The organism is Hamadaea sp. NPDC051192 (genome assembly GCF_040682475.1).
GTDB lineage: Bacteria > Actinomycetota > Actinomycetes > Mycobacteriales > Micromonosporaceae > Hamadaea > Hamadaea flava.
In genome coordinates this window covers 1-22,870 of sequence record NZ_JBFBAZ010000054.1, presented here as the reverse complement: position 1 = coordinate 22,870, position 22,870 = coordinate 1, and the positions used below count along the sequence as shown (strand labels likewise).

The window sequence follows — 22,870 nt, the reverse complement described above, 5'->3', positions numbered from 1 at the left end:
GGAATCGGCACACAGCCTGGCACCGTCGTCGCCTTGACTCGCTTACATCGACGGCAATTAGTGTCAGGGAATCGACGAAAGGAACTTCGCTCATGAAGCGCCTATTAGGAACCGCCGTCGCCACGGCGCTCGCCTGCGCCGCATCGATCGTCTTCCTGGCCGCGCCGGCCAGCGCGGGCGTCCTCGACGTCACCTGCACGCCGCCGTCGAGCAACCTCAACCAATACGACCCGCCGCTCACGCTGACCCCACAGAGCGTGACCGTGTCCACCACGGCGCTCTACGGCCCGTGCGTCTCGGCGTCCCATCCGTCGATCACGTCCGGCACGCGTACCGCGTCGGTGACGACCACCAGTAGCTGCGCCGACCTGCTCGGGCCCGGGTCCATCACCTACACGATCACCTGGAACACCGGGCAGACCACGACGATCAGCAGCACCTTCACCCGCGCCGTGGCCGGTGCCGTCTACACGGTCGTGGCCACCGGAGTCGTGACGTCCGGCCTGTTCGCCGGGGACACAGTGGTCACCAACTTCACCGGCCCCGCCACCGACATCACCCTGTGCACCCTCGGCTTGGGCTCGGTGAGTTCGATCAGCACCCTCGGAACGCTGGAGATCACTTCGCTCTAGGACGCGTACGCGGTCAGGTGATGGTCACCGTCAGCGTGCTGGTCTGCTGCGCGACGCTGGAGCCAAGGCAGCTCAGCACGTCCAGATCGGGATAGGCCGCGATCCGCTCCGACAGCGCGCCTTCGGCGTACCCGTCGGTGACGGTGCCGGTCGAGGTGACGATGAGCTGATTGGCGGCGGGCACCACGGTGGTCACCGGATAGGCGATCGTGCTGGTGCCGCCGCCAGCACCAGCGCACTCACTAGCCGGGCGATACGCGCCATCACGGCCGCCTTCCCTCACCGGATCGGTGGGTCGAGCGTAAAACCGCACGGTACGCGCATTTGAATGCCTCTTGCCCGATCTACCCCGATCGGGTGGTGGCCAGCCAACGGGTGCCGGCGTCCACGGCTTCCTCCAGCGCGTGGAAGACGGTGTTGTCGGCGGCGAAGACGCTGTCCGGGCCGAGCGTCGCGGCGAATCGCGTCTCCCGCAGCGTACGCGCCAGGACCGGGTTGACCCCGGCGAGCAGGAGCCGGCCGCCGACTTCGCGCAAGTCCTTGGCGTGCCGTTCGAGCACCGTCATCATCGTGGCCGACGGGATGTCCGCGACCTCCCGCATCGACAGGATGAGCACCGGGGATCGGGCGGTCGTGACGTCCGGCCACTGCTGGTCGATCCGGGGCAGTTCGGCGAAGAGGCTGACGCCGCCGTAGTGGAGCACGGTGACTTCGTGACTGGGCAGCTGTGCGGGCACCGCGGCGGTCTGCCACTTGCCGTCGGGCTGCCGGACGAGGGCGATCAGCCGGGCCTGGCGGGCAGCCTGCACGCAGTACAGGAGCAGGGACAGCACCGCGCCGAGGATGATGGCCTGCTGCAACGGCAGGCCGGTGGTCGCGAGGAAGGTGACGGCCATCGCGGCGGTCGACAGCTTGGACGTACGCCACACCAGCGCCACGTCGCGCCGGCGGCCGTAGATGATCTCCGCGCCGACGACCATGATGAGCCCGCCGATGACGGGCATCGGGATGTGCTCCGCCAAAGGTGCGAAGGCCAGCACGATCAGCGCCAGCCACACCCCGGAGAAGATCCCGGACCAGCGGGTCTGCGCACCGGCCGAGACCGACACCCCGGTCCGCGACAGCGAACCGCCGACCGGCAGCGACTGGAACAGTCCACCCGCGACATTTGCCAGGCCCTGGCTGATGAAGTCGCTGTTGGTGTCGGTACGCGACCGGTCGGGGTTCGGCACGGTCGGGCCGATGCTGGCCGCCTGAGCCAACGCGACCAGGGCGATGGCCACCGATCCCCCGGCCAACGCGGGCATGCTGCCCCAGTCCGGCAGCGTGAGCTTCGGCAACGCGGACGGGATGTCCGCGATGTCGGACACCAGCTCGACATGGGTGCCGAGAATCGCCACCACCGCGCTCACCACCACCATCGCGGCGAGGAGGGCCACAGTCCGCAGACGGCGTACCGCATGAGCCACGGCCCAGACCACGACGGTGCCGGCGCTGACCGCGACGGCCGCGCCCTGCCAGGAACCGATGTGCGCGAGTGAATTCCCCAGCTGGACCAGCTTGTTGCCGCCTTGGGGCTGGTAGCCGGTGGCGTCCTTCAGGACGCCGACGATGATCTGCACCGCGATGCCGATGGAGAAGCCGGTCATCACCGCGTGCGAGACGAAGTTGAGCACCACGCCCAGTCGCAGTACGCCCAGCAGCAGCATCACCACGCCGGTCAGCACGGCCAGCGCGGCGATGTTGCCGGTGGTGAAGTCGAGCTTCGCGTTCGTGAACACGCTGTTGGCGGTCAGCGCGACCGCACTGGTCAGCGTGGTCACCATGAGGACCGTGCGCGCCGTCAGCGAGCCGACGATCGCCGGCACCACTCCGGCGAACAGCCCGGCGATGGGGTTGAAGCCCGCGATGGACGCGTAGGCCATGCCCTCGGGGATGCTGAACAGCCCGGTCACCAGTCCTGCGGCCGCGTCCGCCCAGCGTGGCCGGCCCAGGCGCAGGTTCACGGCTCGATGATGTTGAAGTTCGGATCGCCCGGGTCCAGCACGCCCATCAACTGCTGCAGAACCGCGGTGTCGCCGTCGAGCGCCAGCCCGTTCGCCTTCGCCTTCGCAAGGTCGCCGAGCGCGAGGTACGGCAGCGCGGACCGGGGAACGGTCGCGGTGAGGCCGACGTCGCCCTGACCGTCCTGCACATAGGAGAAGACGCCGTTGCGAAGCGTGGTGCGGAACGACTTGCCGTGGTCGGGGAACCGCCAGCCGACGGCCAGATCGAGATCCCACGCCTTCGGGCCGTCGACCTGTACCGCGAGGGCGTCGAAGAACATCTCCGGCGGCAGTTCGGCCAGCACATCGGGGGCGTTGGTCTCGGTCGGCGTACCGAAGTTGCCCTGCCGCAGCTCGTAAGCGCCGGACAGGTAGACGTTGCGCCAGGTGCCGTTCTCGACGCCGAAGCCGAGCTGCTCCAAGACGTCGGCCAGCAGCGTACGCGCGGGCTTGTGGTCCGGCTCGGCGAACACGACGTGATCGAGCACCTGTGCCGCCCAGCGCAGGTCGCCACTGTCTGCCGAGGCGCGAGCCTTCTCGACGACCACGTCCGCGCCGCCCATGAAGTCGACGTACCGGCTAGCGGCCTCCTGCGGCGGATGCTGCCACAGCCGGGCCGGGTTGCCGTCGTACCAGCCCATGTAGCGCTGGTAGATCGCCTTGACGTTGTGACTGACCGACCCGTAGTAACCGTGGGTGTGCCACGCCTTCTGCAGCTCCGGGGGCATCTGCGCCTGCATCAGCTCGGCGATCTCGATCCCGGTCAACCCCTTGTTGATCATCCGGACGGTCTGGTCGTGCAGGTACGCGTACAGGTCGCGCTGGAGGCTGAGGAACTCCACGACGTTGTCCGCGCCCCAGGTCGGCCAGTGGTGCGAGGCGAACACGACGTCGACCTGCCCGGCGAACAACTCGATCGCCTCGGTCAGGTACCGGGCCCAGGCGTGCGGATCGCGTACCACCGCGCCACGCAAGGTGAGCAGGTTGTGCAGCGTGTGGGTGGCGTTCTCCGCCATGCACAACGCCCGCCGGTCCGGGAACAGGAAGTGCATCTCCGCGGGCGCTTCGGTGCCTGGAGCCAGCTGGAACACGATCCGCACGCCGTCGACGGTCAGCGCCTGGCCGGTCTCGGTGATGTCGACCGTCGGCTTGATCAAGGAGACCAGACCGGTCGAGGTCGTCTGCCCCAGGCCCGCCCCGACCTGACCCTGCGGGCCACGCGGCAGCGCCGCCCCGTACATGTAGCCCGCCCGGCGAGCCATCGCCGTGCCCGCGTACACGTTCTCGGAGATCGCATGTTCGAGGAAGCCCTCCGGCGCGATGATCGGCACCCGCCCGGACGCCACATCCTCCTCGGTCACGACGCCCTTGACCCCGCCGAAGTGGTCGACGTGACTGTGCGTGTAGATGACTCCGGTGACCGGCCGCTCGCCCCGGTTGGCGCGGTACAACGCCAGCGCCGCTGCGGCCGTCTCCACGGAGATCAGCGGGTCGATCACGATGACTCCGGTCTCGCCCTCGACGAACGAGATGTTCGACAGGTCCAGGCCGCGTACCTGGTAGATGCCCTCGGTGACCTCGAACAGGCCCTGTTTGGCCACCAGCGTCGACTGCCGCCACAGGCTCGGATGGACGGTCTCGGCCGCGTCTCCGGTCAGAAACGACGTGTACGCGTCGTTGTCCCACACGACTTCGCCACCGTCGTTCCGCACGATCGCCGGATCCAGGGCGGCGATCAGGCCCCGATCGGCGTCGTCGAAGTCCCGGCGGTCGGCGTACGCGAAGATCATCTCACCTGTCGTCATTGCCCCAGGGTATTGGTCCGTTTTGCCCGGTGTGATGGTATTCGCGAAAAGCCGGGCGTCTCAGTCACTGAGACGTCGGTGGCCGACACGTCGGCGACTGATCAGCGTGAGGAACGCGCCGAAGACGAGAGCAGCCGCGCCGAGTTCCAGGTGGAGGCCGATGGGCGCCCCCGTAACGCTCAGCTGATCGGGGCCACCCGGTCCGGCGGAGACACCGGGCGACGTCGGCAGTGCGGGGATGTCCCAGACGTAGTCCTCGACCTCGCCCGCACCGCCGAATCCGATCGGGCTGATCTCGGCCGCACGCGCCAGCCGTGACGTCAGCATCCTCGCCACGGTTGCGCCGCCGGCCGTGTGCGCAGCCGATGATGTCGCGTCGGCGGCCGTGAGCGGCACCTTGACTGTGCCGGTCGTGACGGTGGCATCCCCGGTCGCAGTGGCGGCATCGCCGGTCGCGGTAACGGCGTCGCCGAAGAGCCGGAGCCGCAGCCGCAGCACTTCGCCGCCGTTGAGGCGTACCGGCCAGCTCAGCGTGTAGATCGCCGGACCTCCGGCCGCCGCGACCGTCACCTGTTGCACTTCTCCGCTGCCGAACGTCGCGTCACCGTCGGAATCCACCCAGCCGGCCAGCACGGCGTCGGACTCCCCAGTGTTGGTCGCCCGCACGTCCACGCTCAGCCGGTCGCTGCCCGCGGTCGCGCCGCGTACGGCGACGATTCCGTCGTCTCGGTCGCCGTCGGCCTGCACTGAGGGCCGGCCGTCGGTGTCGGCGGTGACGGTCTCGCCCAGGCGCAAGGTCGCGGTGATCCGGTGGTACGCACCACCGGCCGCCCGCGTCGTCCGATAGCTGTCGGGCAGATCGCCGAAGTCGAGCCGGGGCGCGTCGACCACGGTCGTGCACTCGTCGCCCGGATCGGCGGGGTCGCACGGCGATCCCGGCGGCCCGGTGACGGCGTTGACGAGCTTGTCGTCGCCGACCGGCCACGGATCGCCGACCGTCACGGAATACGTCAGCGTCACGGTCGCGCCGGCCGGAACGTCACCCGTCCAGGACAACGTCGGCTGCGCGTACGCGACCTCGCCGCTGTCCGCCACGGCGTCCTCGTTGTACGTGGCGTCGTCCAGGACGCCGGACAAGTCGTCGGAGATCGCGTACGCGGGATAAGCGGCCTTCCCCGAGTTGGTGATCGCGACGGTGTAGACGACCTTCTGCCCGGGGCGGGCGGCGGTGGTGTCGACCGTCTTGGTCACCGCGACGTCGGCCCGGGGTACGCGCTCCCGGCAGGCCGGATCGGCCGACCCGGTCGCGCAGTTCGATCCCGGCGGTCCGGTGACCGTGTTGACCAGGACGCGATCCCCGGTGTCGGGATCGTCGACGGTGACCGAGTAGGTGATCGTGACGGTCGCCCCGGCGGCGATGTCACCGGTCCACGTCAGCGTCGGCGCTTCGTAGCCGATCTTCCCGGCGTCGGCCGTCGCGTCCCCGTTGTACGCCGCGTCGTCCAAGACCTGCGACAGATCGTCGCCGACCTCGGCGGCCGGATAGTCGGCGGTGCCGATGTTGGTGACCGTGACGGTGTAGGTGACCGTCGTCCCACCCGGCAGCGGCCCGAGGGCCTGGCCATCGCTGGACTTGGTGATGAGCAGCTGCGCGACAGGCAGATCCGGCGGCCCGCAAAACTGGTCCGGCGGGCAGTTCGACGGGCTCGGGCCGATGACTCCGTTGGCGAGCCGGTGGTCGCCGGAGCCGGTGACCGTCACCGAGTAGGTGATCCGGACGGTCGCGCCGGCGGCCACCTCGCCGGACCAGGTCACCGTCGGCTGCGCGTACGCCGCCTGCCCCCTGTCGGCGGTGACGTCGCCGTTGTAGGTCGCGTCGTCCAGCACGCGGCTGAGATCGTCGGAGATCGTGGCGTCCGGATAAGCGGCGGTGCCCGGGTTGGTGAGCGTGATGGTGTACGCCACCGTCGCGCCGCGCGTCAGCGGGGTGGCCGACGGATCGGCCTTCTTGGCGATCACGAGGTCGGCGATGTTCGCCGTGGTGGAACAGCTCGGGTCGGCCGAACCTGGCGCGCAGTTGGAGCCGGACGGGCCGGTCACCGTGTTCTTCAAGACCCGGTCGCCGCCGGAGTCGTTCACGACGACCGAATAGGTGACGGTGACCGGCGTACCGGGGGTGACGTCGCCGGTCCAGGTCAGCTTGGGGCTCTCGAAGCCGACCGCCCCGGCGTCGGCGGCGCCGTCACCGGCGTACGCCGCGTCGTCGAGGACTCCGGACAGGTCGTCGGTGATCGTCACGTCGTCGGCGGCGCCGATCCCGGAGTTCGTGACGGTCAGTGTGTAGGTCACCCGGTCGCCCGGCTTGACCGGGGTTGCGGCGTCCGAAGTCTTGACGATCTTCAGCTTCGCCGGGCCGACAGTGGTCGTGCAGCCGGGCTCTGTCCCGGTGGGACAGTTGGACTCGTCCGATCCGCTGACCTGATTGGTCAGTACGCCGTCGCCGCTGCCGGGATCGTCCAGCGTGATCGAATAGGTGATCGTGGCCGAACCGCCGACACCGAGCGTCCCCGTCCAGGACAGCTTGGGCTCGGCGTACGCCGATTCGCCGACGTCGGCGACCACGTCGTCGCCGAAGGACGCGTCGTCCAGCACGCCGCTCAGGTCGTCGGTCACGGTGGCGTCGACCGGCACCGGACCGGTGTTGACGACCGTCACGGTGTAGGTGACCTGCTCCCCCGGCTTGACCGCGGTTCCCGACGGCGGCGAGGAGACCTTGCTGATCGTGTAGGAGGGATCGGTGAAGACGACGGTCGCGCAGTCCGGCGGGTTGACGCCGACCAGTACCGAGGTGTTGGCCGCGCAGTTGCGGTAGGACCCCTTCGGCGCGGTGACGGCGACGCTCAGGGTGCACGAAGCCTGCTCGGCTTTCAGATCGCCGGCGAGGCCGACACTGGTTCCTCCGGCCGTCGCCGTGACCGCGCCGCCGGCGCAGGTGGTCGAGGTCGTCACCGGGCCGGCCACGGTCATCCCGCCGGGCAGCGTGTCGGTGAACGACCAGCCCGGCTTGGCCAGCAGATCCGAGGTGTTCGTGATCGTGAAGGTCAACGTGGTGGTACCGCCCGAGGCGACTGCCGCCGGGCTGAACGCCTTGTCGATCTGCGGCGTGACGTCGACCAGCCGGATGTCGTCGAAGGCGGCGTCGTTGCCGGCATTACTGCCGTTTCCGTTGGTCATCCGGATGCCGGCCGCGTCGCCGGTGAACAGGATCGGACTGTCGGCGTAACCGCGTACGGCCTTCGCCGTCCCGCCGCTGTCGGTGGCGTAGCTCTTCGCGTTCGCATCGGTGCACGGGTTGATCGGCTTGGTGGTCAGCGACGTCGCGGCGGAGCCGTTCAGCAGCGCGAAACTCAGCCTCGGGGCGGACACCGAGCAGTTGAACGCGACCGAGTTGACGGAGAACGTCAGGAACCGGTTCGACGCGGTCAGCGGGATGGGTTTCGCCGTCTCGAACTCCACGCTTCCGGCCGCCGGAGCGGTCCAGGTGAAGGCGGCGACGGCGTGGTTTCGAGTCGAGTCCGCTGAACCGTTGAACTTGCCCAGCACGTCGGCGAGATCGCGAGTCTGGTTCCAGAACTTCGTGCTGTCGCCACAGTCGGCGATACCGGGCGCGTACCCGGCCGAGGCCGCGCTGTCGTCGAGCACCCAGCCGTTGCAGCCCTTGAGCCAACCCGCGTGCGCGGTGTAGGTCTGTGCCAGCGGCGCCGCCCCGGTGTATCCGGTGAGGCGGATCGGCGTACCGGCCGGATCGTTCTCGAAGTCCTCCGCGTAGATGACCGCCGGCTCCTGCGGCACGCCCGGCGTACCGGCCGCGCGGGCGATCCGCCCGGAGGAAGCGGCGGCCGCCGCAGTCGGGGTCGGCGTGACCGCCAGCAGCAGGCCGAACGCGAGCGCGACCCGGGACGCCGGACGCAGGAATTGCACAATGGACACGTAGATGATCTACCATGCGCAAATCCGACAAAGCGTGCCGACACGCCCGGGATCGCTACCGCCCGGTCCCCACTGCCCCAGGTCTTGCCGGGCCGCGCTCGCCCGGCCAAGATTGTCGGCAGCATGAGAGTTGTCCTACAGGAGAGCACGCGGCTGGGTTACGCCGCGGACAGTCTGGCCGGCCTGTCGGTCGGCGACGCGCTGGGAGCGCAATACTTCATGGTCGGCCGCCGGGTCGACGATCTACTGAACGGAATCATTCCGCCGCCGGTCTGGGAGTGGACCGACGACACCGAGATGGCCTGCTCGGTCTACTGGCTACTGCTCGAGAAGCGGTCGATCGACCAGGACCTGCTGGCCGAGGTCTTCGCCGAACGCTGCGAACCGAATCGCGGCTACGGCGTCGGCGCCTTCGTGATCCTGCATGGCATCCGGCAGGGCTTACCGTGGCGCGACGCCGCCGCTGCGGCCTTCAACGGCGAAGGCTCGTGCGGTAACGGGGCCGCGATGCGCGTCGCGCCGCTGGGTGCGTACCACGTGGGCGAACCGGAGCGCGCCGCCGCCCAGGCCGCGCTGTCCGCGCAAGTCACCCACGCGCACGCCGAGGGGGTGGCTGGGGCCGTCGCGGTCGCGGTGGCCGCGAGTCTCGCGGCCTCTGGTCGAATCTCAGGGGTACGCCCGAAGCCCGGCCCGTTCCTGGACGCGGTGCTGGCGCGAACCCCGGAAAGCACGGTACGCAAAGGAATCGCGCGAGCAAGGCGCGCCTTGCACCTGCCGCCGGACGAGGTCGCCTACGAGCTAGGCAACGGCAGCCTCGTCACCGCGCAGGACACGGTGCCCTTCACAATGTGGGCGGCGGCCAAGCACCTCGACGACTACCCCGAGGCGATCCGCACCTGCGTACGCGTCGGCGGCGACATCGACACCACAGCCGCGATCGTCGGCGGCGTCGTCGCCTCGTACACCGGCGTGGACGGCATCCCGGCGACCTGGCTGGCGGCGCGGGAGCCACTGCCGACCTGGCTCAACGAAACCCTCTAGGCGTCGCGGCGGCGAGATGGCGCCGAACGCGGCCGGATGCTACCAGGCGTACGCGTCGCGCGGGCTGTCGTGCGGCAGCCCGCGCGACGGCCTCGGGGAAACCCGGAAAGTTGGGCAAGGCCGCCCGTCGTCTGCGCCGCAGCGCGACCATGAGGTCATGGGCTGGAAATTCAATTCGCCACCAGGATGGCCGGAACCGCCGCCCGGATGGACACCGCCCGAGGGTTGGGTTCCCGATCCGTCGTGGCCGCCGATGCCACCAGGATGGCAACTCTGGGTGGAGGAGCCACCGACCGCCGCTCCGGGCACGCCGGTGTCGCCGACAGCGCCCGGCACTCCACCGCAGTACACGGCGCCTGCGCCACCTGCACCGCCTCCACCGGCGAAGAAGCATCGAGGTTGGCTATGGGCCGGGCTCGCCACCGCCGCCGTCGCTGTCGTCGCGTGCTGCGGCATCGCGTTGGTGAGCACCATGTCCGACGACAAGAAGGACGACTCCGGATCCGGGTCGTCAGCGCCCCCGGCGGATGCGAAGCAGGGAACCGCTGGACTCGGCGATCCGGTCCGTGACGGCAAGTTCGAGTTCGTGGTGAACAACGTCGAGTGCGATGTCGCAACGGTCGGCGAAGACCCGGTCAGCAAGACGGCGCAAGGCCAGTTCTGTCTCGTCAACCTGTCGGTGAAGAACATCGGTGACGAGCCGCAGACCATGTCGGACGCGAATCAGTCGGCCGTCGGATCCAACGGGGCCGCGTACAACGCGGACACGGAAGCGGGACTGTTGGCGAACGACACGAATTCCCAAGTCTGGCTCACTGACATCAATCCGGGAAACCAGGTCACCGGGATGCTGGTCTTCGATGTTCCGAAGGACGTCGATCTGACGACCCTGACGCTGCACGACTCGGCATTCTCCGGTGGGGTTGAGGTAAACGTGAAGTAGCACCGACGGCAGTGTGAATGACCCTCTGGTCATCGCGTCCCGACGCCTGCTTGGGTAAGGAAGGTCTGCAGCCGCTCGATCTCGTCGTCGAGGGCGTGCCGTTCGGCGGCGGGGAGCGGACGGAAGAGGTCGAGCCGCACGGCGCCGCCGGTGAGGCTCCACGTTCCGCAGACGAAGCCGTCGACCAGGACGGTCGGGCGTACTCGGGCCTGACCCGGCATGACATGCCGGCGATCGACGTCGCTGATGACTCGGGTCCGGTCGGCATGGCCGAGCAACAGGTTGTCGTACGCGGGTAGGAGGCGTACCGGTGCGGGCGTTTCCGCGTCCGGCAGCTCGCCGTCGGCCAGGTCGAACAGGGTCTGGCCGTCGGGTCCGGTGTGCCGGCGCAGGTCGGCCATCCCCGCGATGACCTCGCCCAGCCGGGTCAGCCCGCTCCAGGCTTGGACGTCGGCGGCGGTCGCCGGGCCGAAGGCGGCCAGGTAACGCCGGATCAGTTCTGGCATCGGCAGGGCGTCGCCGGTCGGGAAGGCCGTCACGGCGATGGAGGTCCGGCTGGCCCAGCTGCCCCAGGCCGCGGTCGCCAGATCGTGGACGAGCGGTACGCGCAGCTCGTATTCGCCGGCCAGGATCCGGCCGTCGCAGCCGGGGTGCCGGGTCGCGAGCTGCCGGGCGAGTTCTCGACGCGCGACGGTCCCGGCGGCTACCAGGGCATGTCCGTCGGTCAGCAGGACCTCGGTGGTCAGGCCGTTCCGATTACGCCGGAAGTAGGCCGAGCCGGCGGTGCGGTCGAGCACCGGTTGCACGAGGGGCCGCAGCCGACGGAAGTCGTCGGCTGCGGCGAGGTGCTGGGTGCTGCGCAACAGGCCCGATCGGACCACCCGCCGGTCGGCCAGCAGCGTGGTCAGATCGGCCGGGACGAACCCGTCGATCCGGCTCCACAGGCCGAGGTAGGGCCAGTTCGATTCCTGGGCCTGGAGCGCAACCAGTCGCCGGATCACCTCGATCGCCGGTTGGCCGGTACGGTCCAGCAAATGCTGACGATGCAGCAACGCCCGATTCAGCGCGCGGTGGGACAGCTGCGTCATGGTAGGCGTACCGAGACGTTGCCGCGGTATTCGCCGCGCAGCAGGGCCAGGAACGCGTCGGGCACTCCGTCGATGTCTGCCTCCACAGTGGTCTGCGGGTAGACGAAGGAGCCCTGGTCGAGCCAGGTGCGGAAGTGGGTGTGCCAGGCCGCGATCTGATCCGGCGTGTGGTAGCAGGAGAAGGGCATCAGCTCGACTTCCTTCGCCAGCGCGGCAGCGCGATCGGGCTCCGGAAAACGCTCAGCCGCATCGCCCAGCTGCGTGGACAACGAGCCGCACAACGCGAACCGCGCACCGGGACGGGCGACCTCCAACGCCGCGTCGTAGAGCGCGCCGCCGACGGTGTCGAAGAAGACCGTGATGCCTTCGGGAGCCAGTTCTCGCAGCGCCGCGACCGAGTCCTCGTGGTAGTCGAAGGCGGCGTCGAAGCCCAGCTCGCTCACCAGATAGTCGACCTTGGACCGGCTGCCGGCACTCCCGATCACCGTGGCCGCGCCGAGGTTGCGCGCGATCTGGCCGGCGAGGGAGCCGACCCCGCCGGCGGCGCCGGAGACGAACACGACGTCATCCGGGCCGACCTTGGCCACGTCGGCCATTCCGTAGTACGCCGTCGGGCCCTGGGCGAGGTGGAAACTCGGCTCGGCGTACGCGTCCCGGTCGAGTTTCAGGTAGGACGCGGCCGGGCCGGCCGAGTGCGTACTCCAGCCGCTCATCGACTGGACGAGATCCCCGGGACGCAGCTCCGGGCTGTCCGACCGCAGCACGGTGCCGACGGCGGTCACGCCGATGCGCTGGCCGGGCCGCCAACCCGGGATCGGCAGGTGGCAGTCGGCTCGCATGAGTTCCAGGTAGGTGGCGGCCAGACCCAGGTAGTCGGTACGCACGACGACTTCGGCGTCGCCGAGGTCGGTCTCCACGACCGTGAAGTCCGCACGCTGTGGGTAGCCGGTGATCTGGGCGGTCAGCTGAATCTCACGAGTGATCATGCTACCGAGCCTAAGCGGGCTTCCGGCCAGTTTTTGACCGGAAGTCATGGCAAGATCGCAACATGGCCAACACCAGCTCCCGTACGCTGCGTCTGCTCTCGTTGTTGCAGACTCACCGCCACTGGGCCGGCGTCGAGCTGGCTGATCGCCTCGGGATCTCGGAGCGCACCCTGCGTCGCGACGTCGACCGGCTTCGCGACCTCGGCTACCCGGTGCAGGCGTCGCGTGGCACCGACGGGGGTTACCAGCTCGCGCCCGGGGCCGTCCTGCCGCCGCTGCTGCTCGACGACGAGGAGGCGGTAGCCCTCGCGGTCGGCATGGGCGACGCCGCCCAAAGCGGGATCGCCGGGATCGAGGAGGCGGCCGTGCGTGCGCTGACCAAAGTGGTGCAGGTCCTGCCGCCCCGATTGCGTACGCGGGTGAACGCGCTGCGTGCGATGACGGTCTCCCCCAGCTCGTCCGGACCGGTCGTGCCGGCCGAGGTGCTGACTCTCATCGCCCAGGCGTGCCGGGACGAGGAGCGACTGCGTTTCCGGTACACCGCCCGAGGCGGGCCCGACACCGACCGCGAGGTCGAACCCCATCGCGTCGTCGCCCTGGGCGGCCGCTGGTACCTGGTCGCCTACGACCTGACCCGCCACGACTGGCGCAGCTTCCGCCTCGACCGGCTCGCCGAGCCCCATCGCACCGGCGCCCGATTCCGCCCTCGTCCGCTGCCCGCCGACGACCCAGCCGCCTTCGTCCGCGCAGCCTCCGGCGCGCCGGCCCCGCACACGGTCATCGCCTACGTTCACGCCTCCGCCGACCACGTACGCCGCATCGTCGGCCAGTGGGGCACGATCGAGCCCGTCGACGCCGGGCACTGCCGCCTCACCATGGTCTCCACCAGCCTCGACTGGCCGACCCAGGCGCTGGGCAACGTCGGAGCCGACTTCGACGTCCTCAGTCCGCCGGAGTTCGCCGACCACCTGCGGGACTGGGGTACCCGTTTCCTCCGTGCCGCCCAGCAGAAGGAACCGCGCGGAGACTCGTGATCCGGGTCATTTCCAAGTCGCCATGGCAACGTGGAAATGACCCGGATCAAGGGGATGCGGCGGTGATCGGGTGACCGAGGCGGGCCAATTCCAGCACCAGTGCGCCGATGTTCCAGGCGTCGTCGTCGCCACGGTGATGGCGGCCTTCCAGCGGCAGGCCGGTCTGGGCGAGCGCCTGGCTCATGCCGATCCCGCGTCGCAGCCCGAAGGCGTCGGCGAAGTGTTGCTTGATGTTGATGTGGCGGCTGCCGAACGGGTACGCCGCCCCGCCCGGACCGCATTGGCGCTCGAACTGACGGCGGTCGTACTCGCCCCAGCTGGCCCAGGTGCGGAAGCGGCCACGTAGGTCGCCGGCGAGCTGGGCGCACGCCGCCGAGAAGTCGAGGCCGCCGTCCACCTCGGACTGGGTGAGCCCGGTCAGCTCGGTGCAGAACGGGCTGACCCGGGATCGGCGGGGCCGCACGAGGATGCGAAAGCGCTCCGTACGCCGCCACTCCGCGGTGTCTACGACGCAGACGCCGATCTCGATGATCTCGCTCGACTCCCCGGCCGGCGGCCGGTCGGCCCAGCAGGTCGCCTCGACGTCGACGACGTTGACGAATCTTCCGAAGGCCTCCTCCACAGCAACGGAAGGTAGGCCTTCGGAAGTCCGCCCGGCAAGCGATATCAGCGGAACGCCGGTGCGTTGCGGCGCGCCCATTCGGCGAACGGTGTGCCGGGGCGGCCGAGGATGCGCTCCACGTCGGGGCTGATCTGCTGCTCCTCGGCGGTCGGCGTACCGAGGATGGCGAGCGTGCCCTCGGCCACCGGCGCGGGCATGAACTGCGTCATCTGCGCGTACGCCTCGTCGCGGGTCTGTTGGACGAACCGGATCGGCTCGCCGAGCGCGGCCTCGATGGCAGCGGCCCGCTGGCGGGGCGTGGTGAGCGCCGGTCCGGTCAGCACATAGGCCTGTCCTTTGTGTCCGTCCGAGGTCAGCACGGCCGCAGCGGTCGCGGCGACGTCGTCCGGGTCGATGAAGGGCAGGCCGACGTCGCCGAACGGGGAGGGAGCGACCCGGGCCGTCTTGATGGGCTGCACCCAGGCGTACGCGTTGGACGCGAGCCCGCCCGAACGCAGGACGGTCCAGTCGAGCCCCGATCCGGTCACCGCGTCCTCGAAGCGCGCCGCGTGGGCGTACGCGTCCGGACGGGTGCCCGCGCCCTGCGACGAGAGCAACACGATCCGGCGTACGCCCGCCGCCCGGGCCTCGGCGACGATGCCGTCCGGATCCTCCCCCGCGACCAGGAGGAACAGTGCGTCCGCGCCGTCGAGGGCCGGCCGCAGGCTCGCCGGGTCGGCCAGGTCGGCCGCCACCGCGCGTACGCCTTCGACGGAATCCGGCTGGATGCCGCGCGAGACGGCGGTGACGGCGTGGCCGGACGAGGAGACCAGGCGGACGAGGGTGCGGCCGACGTTGCCCGTGGCTCCGGTGATGACGATCATGGCGTGCTCCTAAGTTAGTTAGCTGACTTACTTGCCGGTGACGCTATCAACGCCGCTGGGCGGCGCGATACGATAAGTGAGATGGCTAACTCAGAACTGCCGCAGGCACGATCGTCTGCTAAACGCCGCCGCTTGTCCGCCGCCGCGGCGCAGGTGCTGCACCAGCGCGGGGTCGAGCGCACCACGATCGCCGACATCGCCCGGGCCGCCGACGTGCCGGTCGGGAACGTCTACTACTACTTCAAGACCAAGGACGACCTGGTCCACGCGGCCCTGGCCGAGCAGGCACAGTCGCTCGCCGAGCTGACCGCCGTCCTGGAGCAGGTCGCCGATCCGATCGACCGCCTCCGCGGGCTGGTCGACGCCTGGGTCGGTCAGCGCGACGTCGCGGCCCGCTACGGCTGCCCGACCGGCTCCCTGGCCACCGATGTCGGCAAGCGCGACGACGGCGACCTCGACGCCGAGGCCGGGCGGGTGATGCGGCTGTTGCTCGATTGGTGCGAGAAGCAGCTCGCCGAGGCGCGCGTGCCCGACGCGGCCGACCACGCGCTCACCCTCGTCTCGGCGTACCAAGGCATGAGCGTGATGGCCAACGCGTTGCGTGACCCGGAGGTCATGACCCGCGAAGGCGCGCGGCTGAACCGCTGGCTGGAGTCGCTCAGGACGTAGGCACCAGGCGGATGGTCGCGGCCCGCGAGTCCGGATTCACCACGCCCCCCACGATGTTCGCGCCATACCGGCCATATTTCGACGTGTACGCCTTGTCGATGCGGTCGTTGAGCGCCTTGCCGTCGTCCACGACGAACGAGACGTCCCGGTCGACGCCGCCGGAGCGGATGTGCCCGGCGTCGCGGACCTGCGTGCCCCGGAACCATTTCCCGGAGCGGCCGTGCATCGAGCGCACGTAGAGATCGTCGCCGTCCCGGACGACCCACATCGTCACCGGGTCTCGCAGCGTTCCGTCCCTCCGCTGGGACGCCAGCTCCAACTCGTCGGTGTGGTCGATCCGGTCCAGCTCTTCGGCCGTCCATCCAGACATCGCATCCTCCTCGTGTACTGAGGTCTGCGTACCACGGGGCGGGCCGCGACGCGCTCGTTCGCCGGAATCTCGTGGCGATCGAGCGCGTCAGACGAGCGGCCGGCAGCTCGCCCGGACCACCAGCTCGGTGGGCAGCCGGACGTGGATGTCGCGCTCGACGCCCGCGATCAGGTCCACGAGCAAGCGCAACGCCTCGGCCCCCATCTGCTGGAGCGGCTGCTTGATCGTGGTCAGCGGCGGTGAGGCCATCGCGGACTCGGGCACGTTGTCGAACCCGATGACCGAGAGGTCGTCCGGGACGGACAGGCCGAGGCTGTTGGCGGCGGTCACCGTCGCGATCGCGGACAGATCGTTCGCGGCGAACACCGCCGTCGGCCGGTTCGCCTGGCTGAGCAGCTCCCGGGCGGGGCCTTCGGCCGTCTCGGTCCGGTAGCCGCCGACGCGGACCAGCGTCTCGTCCACAGTGACCCCGGCGGCCGCCATCGCCTGGCGGAAGCCGACCTCCCGCAGCCGGGCTGATTCGAGATCAGGCCGGCCGCCGATGAAACCGATCCGGCGGTGGCCGAGGTCGAGCAGGTAGTTGGTCGCGAGCTGGGCTCCGGCGAAGTTGTCGGAATCGATCGTCGGCATGCCGGACGGCCCCGTGTGCGGGTCGATGGCCACGACGTGCACGCCCTGCTTGGCTTCCAGGACGGTGGGCGTGACCAGGATGGCGCCGTCGATGAGCGTCCCGGACAGCCGGGCGAGCGATCGCCGTTCCCAGCCGACCTTCGACCCGCGCGTCCCGGCGGCGTACGCCAGCAGCTCGTAGTCGGTCTGGTCGGCGGCGGCCGACGCGCCCTTGAGCAGCTCGGTGGAGAACGGTTCGAACTCCGCCACCAGGATGCCCAGGACGTGGGTGCGATGGCTGCGCAGGCTCTGCGCACCGAGGCTCGCCTCGTAGCCCAGCATCTCGATGACCTGCTGCACCCGGTCGACGGTCGACTGCGAGACGCCCCAGCGTCCGTTGACGACCTTCGAGACGGTTGCCACCGAGACGCCGGCCGTACGGGCGACGTCCGACATCTTCACGCGCTGGCGGATCTCCACGCAAGGGATCATAGTTGGCCGCGCCCGTTGAGAAAACGTTATCGACATCGATTGACAGTCCGTTACGGGACTGTAAAACTCTTGCCCACATGAGCGCCTCAGGACGACCTTTAGGGAGATCCCATGAGAACCAAGCGCCGCTCGGGCGTCATCTTCGCGCTGGTCGCGACGGTGGGCCTGGCTGCCAGCGGGTGTTCCAGCGCCGACGACGAGTCCCCCTCCGGCGGCGGTGAGCTGTACAAGAACCCCGTGGTCCTGAACTGGTGGCACAACGCGAACCAAGCCGGCCCGTTGCAGACGTACTGGCAGAAGGTCGCCGACGATTTCCACAAGCTGCACCCCACCGTGACGATCAAGATCACCCCGATCGAGACCAATGAGCTGCAGCGCAACCGAATCCCCGCCGCGCTGCTCAGCAGCAGCCCGCCCGAGATCTTCGAGGCCTGGGGCGGCGGCGAGATGGTCGAGCAGGTGAAGTCCGACTACCTCAAGGACATCACCGCCGAGACCAAGGCCGAGGTCGGCAGCATCGGCGCGGCCACCAAGATCTGGTCGGTCGACGGCAAGCAGTACGGCCTGCCGTTCTCGTTCGGCATCGAGGGCTTCTGGTACAACAAGGACCTCTTCACCAAGGCCGGCATCTCGGCCCCGCCCACCACGCTGGATGAGCTGAACGCGGCCGTCACCAAGCTCAAGGCCGCCAACATCACCCCGATCGCGGTCGGCGCCGGCGACAAGTGGCCGGCCGCGCACTGGTGGTACAACCTGGCCGTCCGCGAGTGCGCCGCGACCGCGCTGTCGGCCGCGTCCAGCGACGCCAAGTTCGACGACCCGTGCTTCGTCAAGGCCGGCGAGGACCTGAAGACGTTCCTGGCCACCACCCCGTTCCAGAAGGACTTCCTGGCCACCTCGGGTCAGGTCGGCGCGACCAGCTCGGCTGGCCTGCTCGCCAACGGCAAGGCCGCGATGGAGCTGATGGGCCACTGGAACGGCGGCACCATGCAGACCCTCACGCCGGACCAGAAGGAGCCGAAGTTCCTCGGCTGGTTCCCGTTCCCGTCGGTCACCGGCGCGGGCGGCAGCCAGAAGACCATGATGGGCGGCGGCGACGGCTTCTCCTGCTCGAAGAAGGCCCCGGCGGAGTGCGTCGAGTTCCTCAAGTACATCGTGAGCCTCGACGTGCAGAAGGGCTTCGCCGCGACCGGCTCGGGCATCCCGACCGTGAAGGGCGCCGAGAGCGGCCTGGCCGACCCGGTGATGCAGACCATCGCGCAGGCCACCCAGTCGGCCGAGGGCGTACAGCTCTGGCTGGACACGGCGTTCGGCGCCAAGGCCGGCACCGCGATGAACGACGCGATCATCGCGATCTTCGCGGACAAGGGCACGCCCCAGGGTGTCGTCGACGCGTTGAAGAAGGCCACAGCCCGGTGACGACCACCGGATCGCCGGTCCTCGCCGGTCGCGCTGACGCGCGGCCGGCGAGGCCCCGTCCCAGTGGGACCAGCCGCGCTGCCCGGAACCGTCGCAAGTGGTACGAGATCATCGGTCTCACCGGGCCGGCGGTGATCGTCTTCACGGTGTTCGTGCTGGCACCGATGGCGTTCGCCGTCTACTACAGCCTCTACCGATGGAGCGGCTACGGCTGGCCCACCGAGTTCAAGGGGCTCGACAACTACTTCGGCGAGTACGGCGCGTTCAAGGATCCGATCTTCCTCGACGCGTTGCGTAACAACGCCATCATCCTCGTCGGGTCGCTGGTGATCCAGGGGCCGCTGGCGCTGGGCATCGCACTGCTGCTCAACCGGAAATTCCGCGGGCGGTCGGTCTTCCGGCTGCTCGTCTTCGTCCCGTACGTGCTCTCCGAGGTCACCGTCGGCATCATGTGGCAGCTGATCCTGCTGCGCGACGGCACCGCGGACTCCCTCCTGAAGAGCCTCGGCCTCGGCGATCTCGCCGCGGGCTGGCTGGCCGATCCGTCCGTGGTCATCTGGACGATGCTGTTCATCCTGACCTGGAAGTACACCGGATTCGCCCTGATCCTGTTCCTGGCCGGGCTGGCGAACGTCCCGCCGGAGCTGACCGAGGCGGCGGCGATCGACGGCGCGAGCTGGTGGCAGACGCAGCGGCACGTCACCCTGCCGATGCTCGGCTCGACGATCCGCATCTGGATGTTCCTGTCGATCATCGGCTCGCTCCAGGTCTTCGACGTCATCTGGGTCGCGTCGTCACCGGCGGTCCGCTCCCTCGGCGCGTCCAACACCATGGCGACCTACATGGTGGATCACGGCTTCAACCAGCGCGAATGGGGCTACGGCAACGCCGTCGCGGTGATCCTGTTCGTCATCTCGTTCGTCGCCGCCGTGGTGTTCCAGCGATTCGTGCTCCGGCGCGACATCGAGGGCGCCCTGACCACCAGGAAGGGGTGAGGCGCCGATGGTCGCCACCACCCTGCCGCAGCCGCGCCGGCGACGGCCGTTCTCCTGGGGCAATCCGCTCACCTACGTGCTCGCGCTGGCGGTCGCCGCGGTGTCGTTCGCGCCGGTGATCTACGTGATCCTCGGCGGCTTCCGCACCACCGGCCAACTGGCGGCCGACCCGGCCGGGCTGCCGGATCCGTGGGTCTGGCACACCTACGCCAACGTCGTCACCCAGTCGAAGTTCTGGTCGGAACTGTTCAACAGCACCCTCATCGCCGTCGGCACCACCCTCGGGGTGGTGGTGATGGGAGTCTGCGCGGCCTTCGTGCTCTCGCGGTACCAGTTCCGCGGGCGCGAAGCGCTCTACACCTATTTCACCGTCGGGCTACTGTTCCCGGCGGCGGCCGGGATTCTGCCGCTCTACCTGCTGCTGCGCGACCTCGACCTGGCCAACACCTATCTCGGCGTGATCATCCCGCAGGTGGCCTTCCAGCTGCCGATCACCATCGTGATCCTGCGCCCGTTCCTGGCCGCGTTCCCCGCCGAGCTCGAGGACGCCGCCGCGATCGACGGCGCCGACCGGCTCGGCTTCTTCTGGCGGATCCTGTTGCCGCTGTCACGGCCGGCGCTCGTCACGGTCGCCGTCCTCGCGTTCGTGGCCAGCTGGAACTCCTTCCTGCTGCCACTGCTCGTCCTGCAGAACGAAGGGCTGCACACCCTGCCGTTGGGCGTACAGAACTTCTCGGCCGAGCACAGCCAGGACACGGCCGGAATCCTCGCGTTCACGTCGCTGGCGATGATGCCGGCGCTGCTCTTCTTCAGCCTCGCCGAACGGCAGATCGTCGGCGGGCTCCAGGGCGCGGTGAAGGGCTAGTGCCACACCGTTCCCGCACCACCCGGTTCCTGCGCCACAAGGTACGAAGGAGCACATCATGACCGAGGTCCCGGCCTTGGCCGACACCAGCCCGCAACCGCGGCAACGGATCCTCAGCCTCCTCGCCCAGATGACCCTCGAGGAGAAGCTGGCCCAGATCGTCGGCTTCTGGGAGAAGGACGACGGCGACGCGGTCGCGCCGCTGCAAGGCGACTTCGGCGAGCCGCCCACCCTGGCCAACTTCAGCCGGCACGGCCTGGGCCACCTCACCCGGGCGTACGGGACCAAGCCGGTCGACGCCGACGAACGGGCGCGCTGGCTGTGGGAGTTCCAGCGGGGGCTGGTCACCAACACCCGGCTCGGCATCCCGGCGATCGTGCACGAGGAGTGCCTGACCGGGCTGTCGGTGTGGAAGGCGGCCACCTTCCCCACTCCCCTCGCCTGGGGCGCCTCCTTCAATCCCGGCCTCGTCGAGGAGATGGCGGCCGCCATCGGCGAGTCGATGCGGACGCTGGGCGTACACCAAGGGCTGGCGCCGGTGCTCGACGTGATCCGCGATCCCCGGTGGGGACGCGTCGACGAGTGCATCGCCGAGGACCCGTACCTCGTCGGCACCGTCGGCACCTCCTACGTGCAGGGGTTGCAATCGCAGGGTGTGCACGCGACGCTCAAGCACTTCGTCGGCTACTCCAACTCGCGGGCCGGGCGCAACTTCGCCCCCGTCCACGCGGGCCCCCGCGAGGTCGCCGACGTGCTGCTGCTGCCGTTCGAGATGGCCGTGCTCGACGGCAAGGCCCGCTCGATCATGCACTCGTACGCCGAGATCGACGGAGTCCCGGTCGCCGCCGACCCCACCCTGCTCACCGGTACGCTGCGCGAGCAGTGGGGCTTCGACGGAACCCTCGTCTCCGACTACTTCGGCGTGGCGTTCCTGCAGCTGCTGCACCACATCGCGGCCGACCTCGGGGAGGCGGCCGTCCAGGCGTTGACCGCCGGGGTCGACGTCGAGTTGCCCACCGGCGATGCGTACGCCGCACCGCTGGCCGAAGCGGTACGCGCCGGGCGGATCGACGAGGCGTACGTCGACCGGGCGGTGCTGCGCGTTCTGGAGGAGAAGCTGGACCTGGGGCTGCTGGACGCGAAGTTCGAGGAGGAGCCGCCGACCGGTGTGGACCTCGACTCTCCCCGGCATCGCGCGCTGGCCCGCAAGCTCGCCGAGGAATCGGTGGTGCTGCTGCACAACGACGGCACACTGCCGCTGGCGTCCGGTCGCCGGATCGCCGTGCTGGGGCCGAACGCGGATCGGATGGGCGCCCTGTTCGGCTGCTACTCGTTCGTCAACCACGTGCTGCCGCAGCATCCGGCGATCGACCCCGGCATCGACGCCCCGAGCGTGCTCGACGCCCTGCGCGACGAGTTCGGCGCGGTCGCGTACGCCGCCGCCTGTGCGGTCGACGACGACGACCGCTCCGGTTTCGCGGCCGCCGTCGCCGCGGCCACCGATGCGGACGTGGCCGTGCTGGTCATGGGCGACCATGCCGGGCTGTTCGGGCGTGGCACGGTCGGCGAGGGCTGCGACCGCGACGATCTGGAGCTGCCCGGCGTCCAGCGGGAACTCGTCGAGGCGGTGCTCGCCACCGGCACCCCGACGGTCCTGGTGCTGATCACCGGCCGCCCGTACGCCGTGGACTGGGCGATGCAGCGGTGCGCCGCGGTCGTCCAGGCGTTCTTCCCCGGCGAGGAAGGCGCGGGAGCGATCGCGGGCGTCCTGTCCGGACGCGTCAACCCGTCCGGCCGCCTGCCGGTCAGCGTCCCCCGCTCGGCCGGCGCGCAGCCCTACTCGTACCTGCACGTGGCGTTGGGCGAAGGCGACGAGGTCACGAACCTGTCGTCCACCCCGGCCGCGCCGTTCGGGTTCGGGCTGTCGTACACGACATTCGCGTACGACGAGCTGAGCGCGCCCGAGCAGGTGCCCACCGACGGGTACCTGCCGGTCGTCGTCCGGGTCACCAACACCGGGGCGATCGCCGGTGACGACGTGGTGCAGCTGTACGGCCGCGATCTCACCGGCTCGGTCACCCGGCCGGTCGCGCAACTGCTCGGCTATCAGCGCGTACACCTGCGGCCGGGGCAGTCGAAGACGATCCGGTTCGTCGTGCCGACCACCCGGCTGGCCTTCACCGACCGGTCCTACCGGCGCGTCGTCGAACCCGGCGCGGTCGACCTGTGGGTGGGCACCAGCTCCGACCGGCAAACCCAGGTACGCACCGAGCTGGTCGGCCCGGTACATCCGATCGACGCCGAATCCCCCCGCTGGACGCTTACCGAACTGGCGGCCTGAAAGCGGCACTGGATCAGGGTTCCAGGTCGAATCACAGCCCAAGATTCGACCTGGAACCCTG

At 69.6% G+C, this 22,870-nt stretch carries 19 protein-coding genes; 9 read left to right on the top strand and 10 right to left on the bottom strand.

Annotation, left to right across the window (positions count from 1 at the left end; translation table 11 throughout):
* Positions 1-92: 92 nt before the first annotated feature.
* Entirely contained in the window at positions 93-632 is a 540-nt protein-coding gene (locus AB0M47_RS22755; protein ID WP_363417060.1) for a hypothetical protein, read from the top strand.
* A 13-nt stretch (positions 633-645) separates the two neighbouring features.
* On the opposite strand, the gene AB0M47_RS22750 is transcribed toward AB0M47_RS22755, so the two are convergent.
* The 4 genes from AB0M47_RS22750 to AB0M47_RS22735 form a co-directional block, all read right to left on the bottom strand.
* Entirely contained in the window at positions 646-828 is a 183-nt protein-coding gene (locus tag AB0M47_RS22750; RefSeq protein WP_363417057.1) for a hypothetical protein, read from the bottom strand.
* A 148-nt stretch (positions 829-976) separates the two neighbouring features.
* Positions 977-2,638: a SulP family inorganic anion transporter gene (locus AB0M47_RS22745; protein WP_363417054.1), complete on the bottom strand. Its 1,662-nt coding sequence runs from the start codon at positions 2,636-2,638 to the stop codon at positions 977-979.
* On the bottom strand, positions 2,635-4,482 hold the full coding sequence (locus AB0M47_RS22740; RefSeq protein WP_363417051.1) for an alkyl sulfatase dimerization domain-containing protein: 1,848 nt from the start codon (positions 4,480-4,482) through the stop codon (positions 2,635-2,637). Before AB0M47_RS22740 ends, AB0M47_RS22745 begins: the two co-directional genes overlap by 4 nt.
* 60 nt (positions 4,483-4,542) lie before the next feature.
* A complete protein-coding gene (locus tag AB0M47_RS22735) occupies positions 4,543-8,472 on the bottom strand; it encodes a hypothetical protein (protein WP_363417048.1) in 3,930 nt (1,309 codons plus the stop codon).
* Positions 8,473-8,595: 123 nt separating this feature from the next.
* Between AB0M47_RS22735 and AB0M47_RS22730 the strand changes: the two genes are divergently transcribed.
* Both AB0M47_RS22730 and AB0M47_RS22725 read left to right on the top strand, forming a co-directional pair.
* Positions 8,596-9,513, top strand: a complete 918-nt coding sequence (locus AB0M47_RS22730) for an ADP-ribosylglycohydrolase family protein (RefSeq protein ID WP_363417045.1) — start codon at positions 8,596-8,598, stop codon at positions 9,511-9,513.
* Between the two features lie 16 nt (positions 9,514-9,529).
* Complete coding sequence (locus AB0M47_RS22725) at positions 9,530-10,456, top strand: DUF4352 domain-containing protein (RefSeq protein ID WP_363417042.1); 927 nt, start codon at positions 9,530-9,532, stop codon at positions 10,454-10,456.
* 29 nt (positions 10,457-10,485) lie between these two features.
* Here AB0M47_RS22725 and AB0M47_RS22720 read toward each other — a convergent pair whose 3' ends face one another.
* Positions 10,486-11,544: a winged helix DNA-binding domain-containing protein gene (locus tag AB0M47_RS22720; protein ID WP_363417040.1), complete on the bottom strand. Its 1,059-nt coding sequence runs from the start codon at positions 11,542-11,544 to the stop codon at positions 10,486-10,488.
* A complete protein-coding gene (locus tag AB0M47_RS22715; protein WP_363417037.1) occupies positions 11,541-12,530 on the bottom strand; it encodes an NADP-dependent oxidoreductase in 990 nt (329 codons plus the stop codon). Before AB0M47_RS22715 ends, AB0M47_RS22720 begins: the two co-directional genes overlap by 4 nt.
* 62 nt (positions 12,531-12,592) lie before the next feature.
* Between AB0M47_RS22715 and AB0M47_RS22710 the strand changes: the two genes are divergently transcribed.
* On the top strand, positions 12,593-13,564 hold the full coding sequence (locus tag AB0M47_RS22710) for a YafY family protein (RefSeq protein ID WP_363417034.1): 972 nt from the start codon (positions 12,593-12,595) through the stop codon (positions 13,562-13,564).
* Between the two features lie 46 nt (positions 13,565-13,610).
* Here AB0M47_RS22710 and AB0M47_RS22705 read toward each other — a convergent pair whose 3' ends face one another.
* A complete protein-coding gene (locus AB0M47_RS22705; protein WP_363417031.1) occupies positions 13,611-14,186 on the bottom strand; it encodes a 3'-5' exonuclease in 576 nt (191 codons plus the stop codon).
* Between the two features lie 44 nt (positions 14,187-14,230).
* The gene (locus tag AB0M47_RS22700) at positions 14,231-15,049 is read right to left on the bottom strand and encodes an NAD(P)H-binding protein (RefSeq protein WP_363417029.1); all 819 of its coding nucleotides are present in this window, start codon (positions 15,047-15,049) and stop codon (positions 14,231-14,233) included.
* Between the two features lie 81 nt (positions 15,050-15,130).
* Between AB0M47_RS22700 and AB0M47_RS22695 the strand changes: the two genes are divergently transcribed.
* Positions 15,131-15,718 (top strand): TetR/AcrR family transcriptional regulator, encoded by a 588-nt coding sequence (locus tag AB0M47_RS22695; protein ID WP_363417026.1) that lies wholly within the window; start codon positions 15,131-15,133, stop codon positions 15,716-15,718.
* Here the strand turns inward: AB0M47_RS22695 and AB0M47_RS22690 are convergent.
* Positions 15,708-16,088 carry a DUF2255 family protein gene (locus AB0M47_RS22690; RefSeq protein WP_363417023.1) on the bottom strand — a complete coding sequence of 127 codons (381 nt, stop codon included), beginning with the start codon at positions 16,086-16,088 and terminating at the stop codon, positions 15,708-15,710. The genes AB0M47_RS22695 and AB0M47_RS22690 overlap by 11 nt on opposite strands.
* 87 nt (positions 16,089-16,175) lie before the next feature.
* Positions 16,176-17,177, bottom strand: coding sequence for a LacI family DNA-binding transcriptional regulator (locus AB0M47_RS22685; RefSeq protein WP_253763046.1), 1,002 nt, complete (start codon positions 17,175-17,177; stop codon positions 16,176-16,178).
* Between the two features lie 123 nt (positions 17,178-17,300).
* On the opposite strand from AB0M47_RS22685, the gene AB0M47_RS22680 reads away from it, so the two are divergent.
* From AB0M47_RS22680 to AB0M47_RS22665, 4 genes are read left to right on the top strand one after another with little or no spacing between them, the layout of a single operon-like run.
* Positions 17,301-18,608, top strand: a complete 1,308-nt coding sequence (locus AB0M47_RS22680) for an extracellular solute-binding protein (RefSeq protein WP_363417019.1) — start codon at positions 17,301-17,303, stop codon at positions 18,606-18,608.
* Positions 18,605-19,603, top strand: a complete 999-nt coding sequence (locus tag AB0M47_RS22675; protein WP_363417016.1) for a sugar ABC transporter permease — start codon at positions 18,605-18,607, stop codon at positions 19,601-19,603. The genes AB0M47_RS22680 and AB0M47_RS22675 overlap by 4 nt, the downstream gene beginning before the upstream one ends.
* A gap of 7 nt (positions 19,604-19,610) precedes the next feature.
* Positions 19,611-20,468, top strand: a complete 858-nt coding sequence (locus tag AB0M47_RS22670) for a carbohydrate ABC transporter permease (RefSeq protein WP_363417013.1) — start codon at positions 19,611-19,613, stop codon at positions 20,466-20,468.
* A 58-nt stretch (positions 20,469-20,526) separates the two neighbouring features.
* Entirely contained in the window at positions 20,527-22,809 is a 2,283-nt protein-coding gene (locus AB0M47_RS22665; RefSeq protein WP_363417010.1) for a glycoside hydrolase family 3 N-terminal domain-containing protein, read from the top strand.
* Positions 22,810-22,870: the final 61 nt, after the last annotated feature.

What these genes read in the sequence shown, in the direction of transcription:
- AB0M47_RS22665 (WP_363417010.1), top strand. Translation starts at nt 20,527, where the DNA reads ATGACCGAGGTCCCGGCCTTGGCCGACACCAGCCCGCAACCGCGGCAA.
- AB0M47_RS22755 (WP_363417060.1), top strand. Translation starts at nt 93, where the DNA reads ATGAAGCGCCTATTAGGAACCGCCGTCGCCACGGCGCTCGCCTGCGCC.
- AB0M47_RS22670 (WP_363417013.1), top strand. Translation starts at nt 19,611, where the DNA reads ATGGTCGCCACCACCCTGCCGCAGCCGCGCCGGCGACGGCCGTTCTCC.
- AB0M47_RS22740 (WP_363417051.1), bottom strand. Translation starts at nt 4,482, where the DNA reads ATGACGACAGGTGAGATGATCTTCGCGTACGCCGACCGCCGGGACTTC.
- AB0M47_RS22680 (WP_363417019.1), top strand. Translation starts at nt 17,301, where the DNA reads ATGAGAACCAAGCGCCGCTCGGGCGTCATCTTCGCGCTGGTCGCGACG.
- AB0M47_RS22715 (WP_363417037.1), bottom strand. Translation starts at nt 12,530, where the DNA reads ATGATCACTCGTGAGATTCAGCTGACCGCCCAGATCACCGGCTACCCA.
- AB0M47_RS22730 (WP_363417045.1), top strand. Translation starts at nt 8,596, where the DNA reads ATGAGAGTTGTCCTACAGGAGAGCACGCGGCTGGGTTACGCCGCGGAC.
- AB0M47_RS22720 (WP_363417040.1), bottom strand. Translation starts at nt 11,544, where the DNA reads ATGACGCAGCTGTCCCACCGCGCGCTGAATCGGGCGTTGCTGCATCGT.
- AB0M47_RS22690 (WP_363417023.1), bottom strand. Translation starts at nt 16,088, where the DNA reads ATGTCTGGATGGACGGCCGAAGAGCTGGACCGGATCGACCACACCGAC.
- AB0M47_RS22710 (WP_363417034.1), top strand. Translation starts at nt 12,593, where the DNA reads ATGGCCAACACCAGCTCCCGTACGCTGCGTCTGCTCTCGTTGTTGCAG.
- AB0M47_RS22725 (WP_363417042.1), top strand. Translation starts at nt 9,530, where the DNA reads ATGGCGCCGAACGCGGCCGGATGCTACCAGGCGTACGCGTCGCGCGGG.
- AB0M47_RS22695 (WP_363417026.1), top strand. Translation starts at nt 15,131, where the DNA reads ATGGCTAACTCAGAACTGCCGCAGGCACGATCGTCTGCTAAACGCCGC.
- AB0M47_RS22700 (WP_363417029.1), bottom strand. Translation starts at nt 15,049, where the DNA reads ATGATCGTCATCACCGGAGCCACGGGCAACGTCGGCCGCACCCTCGTC.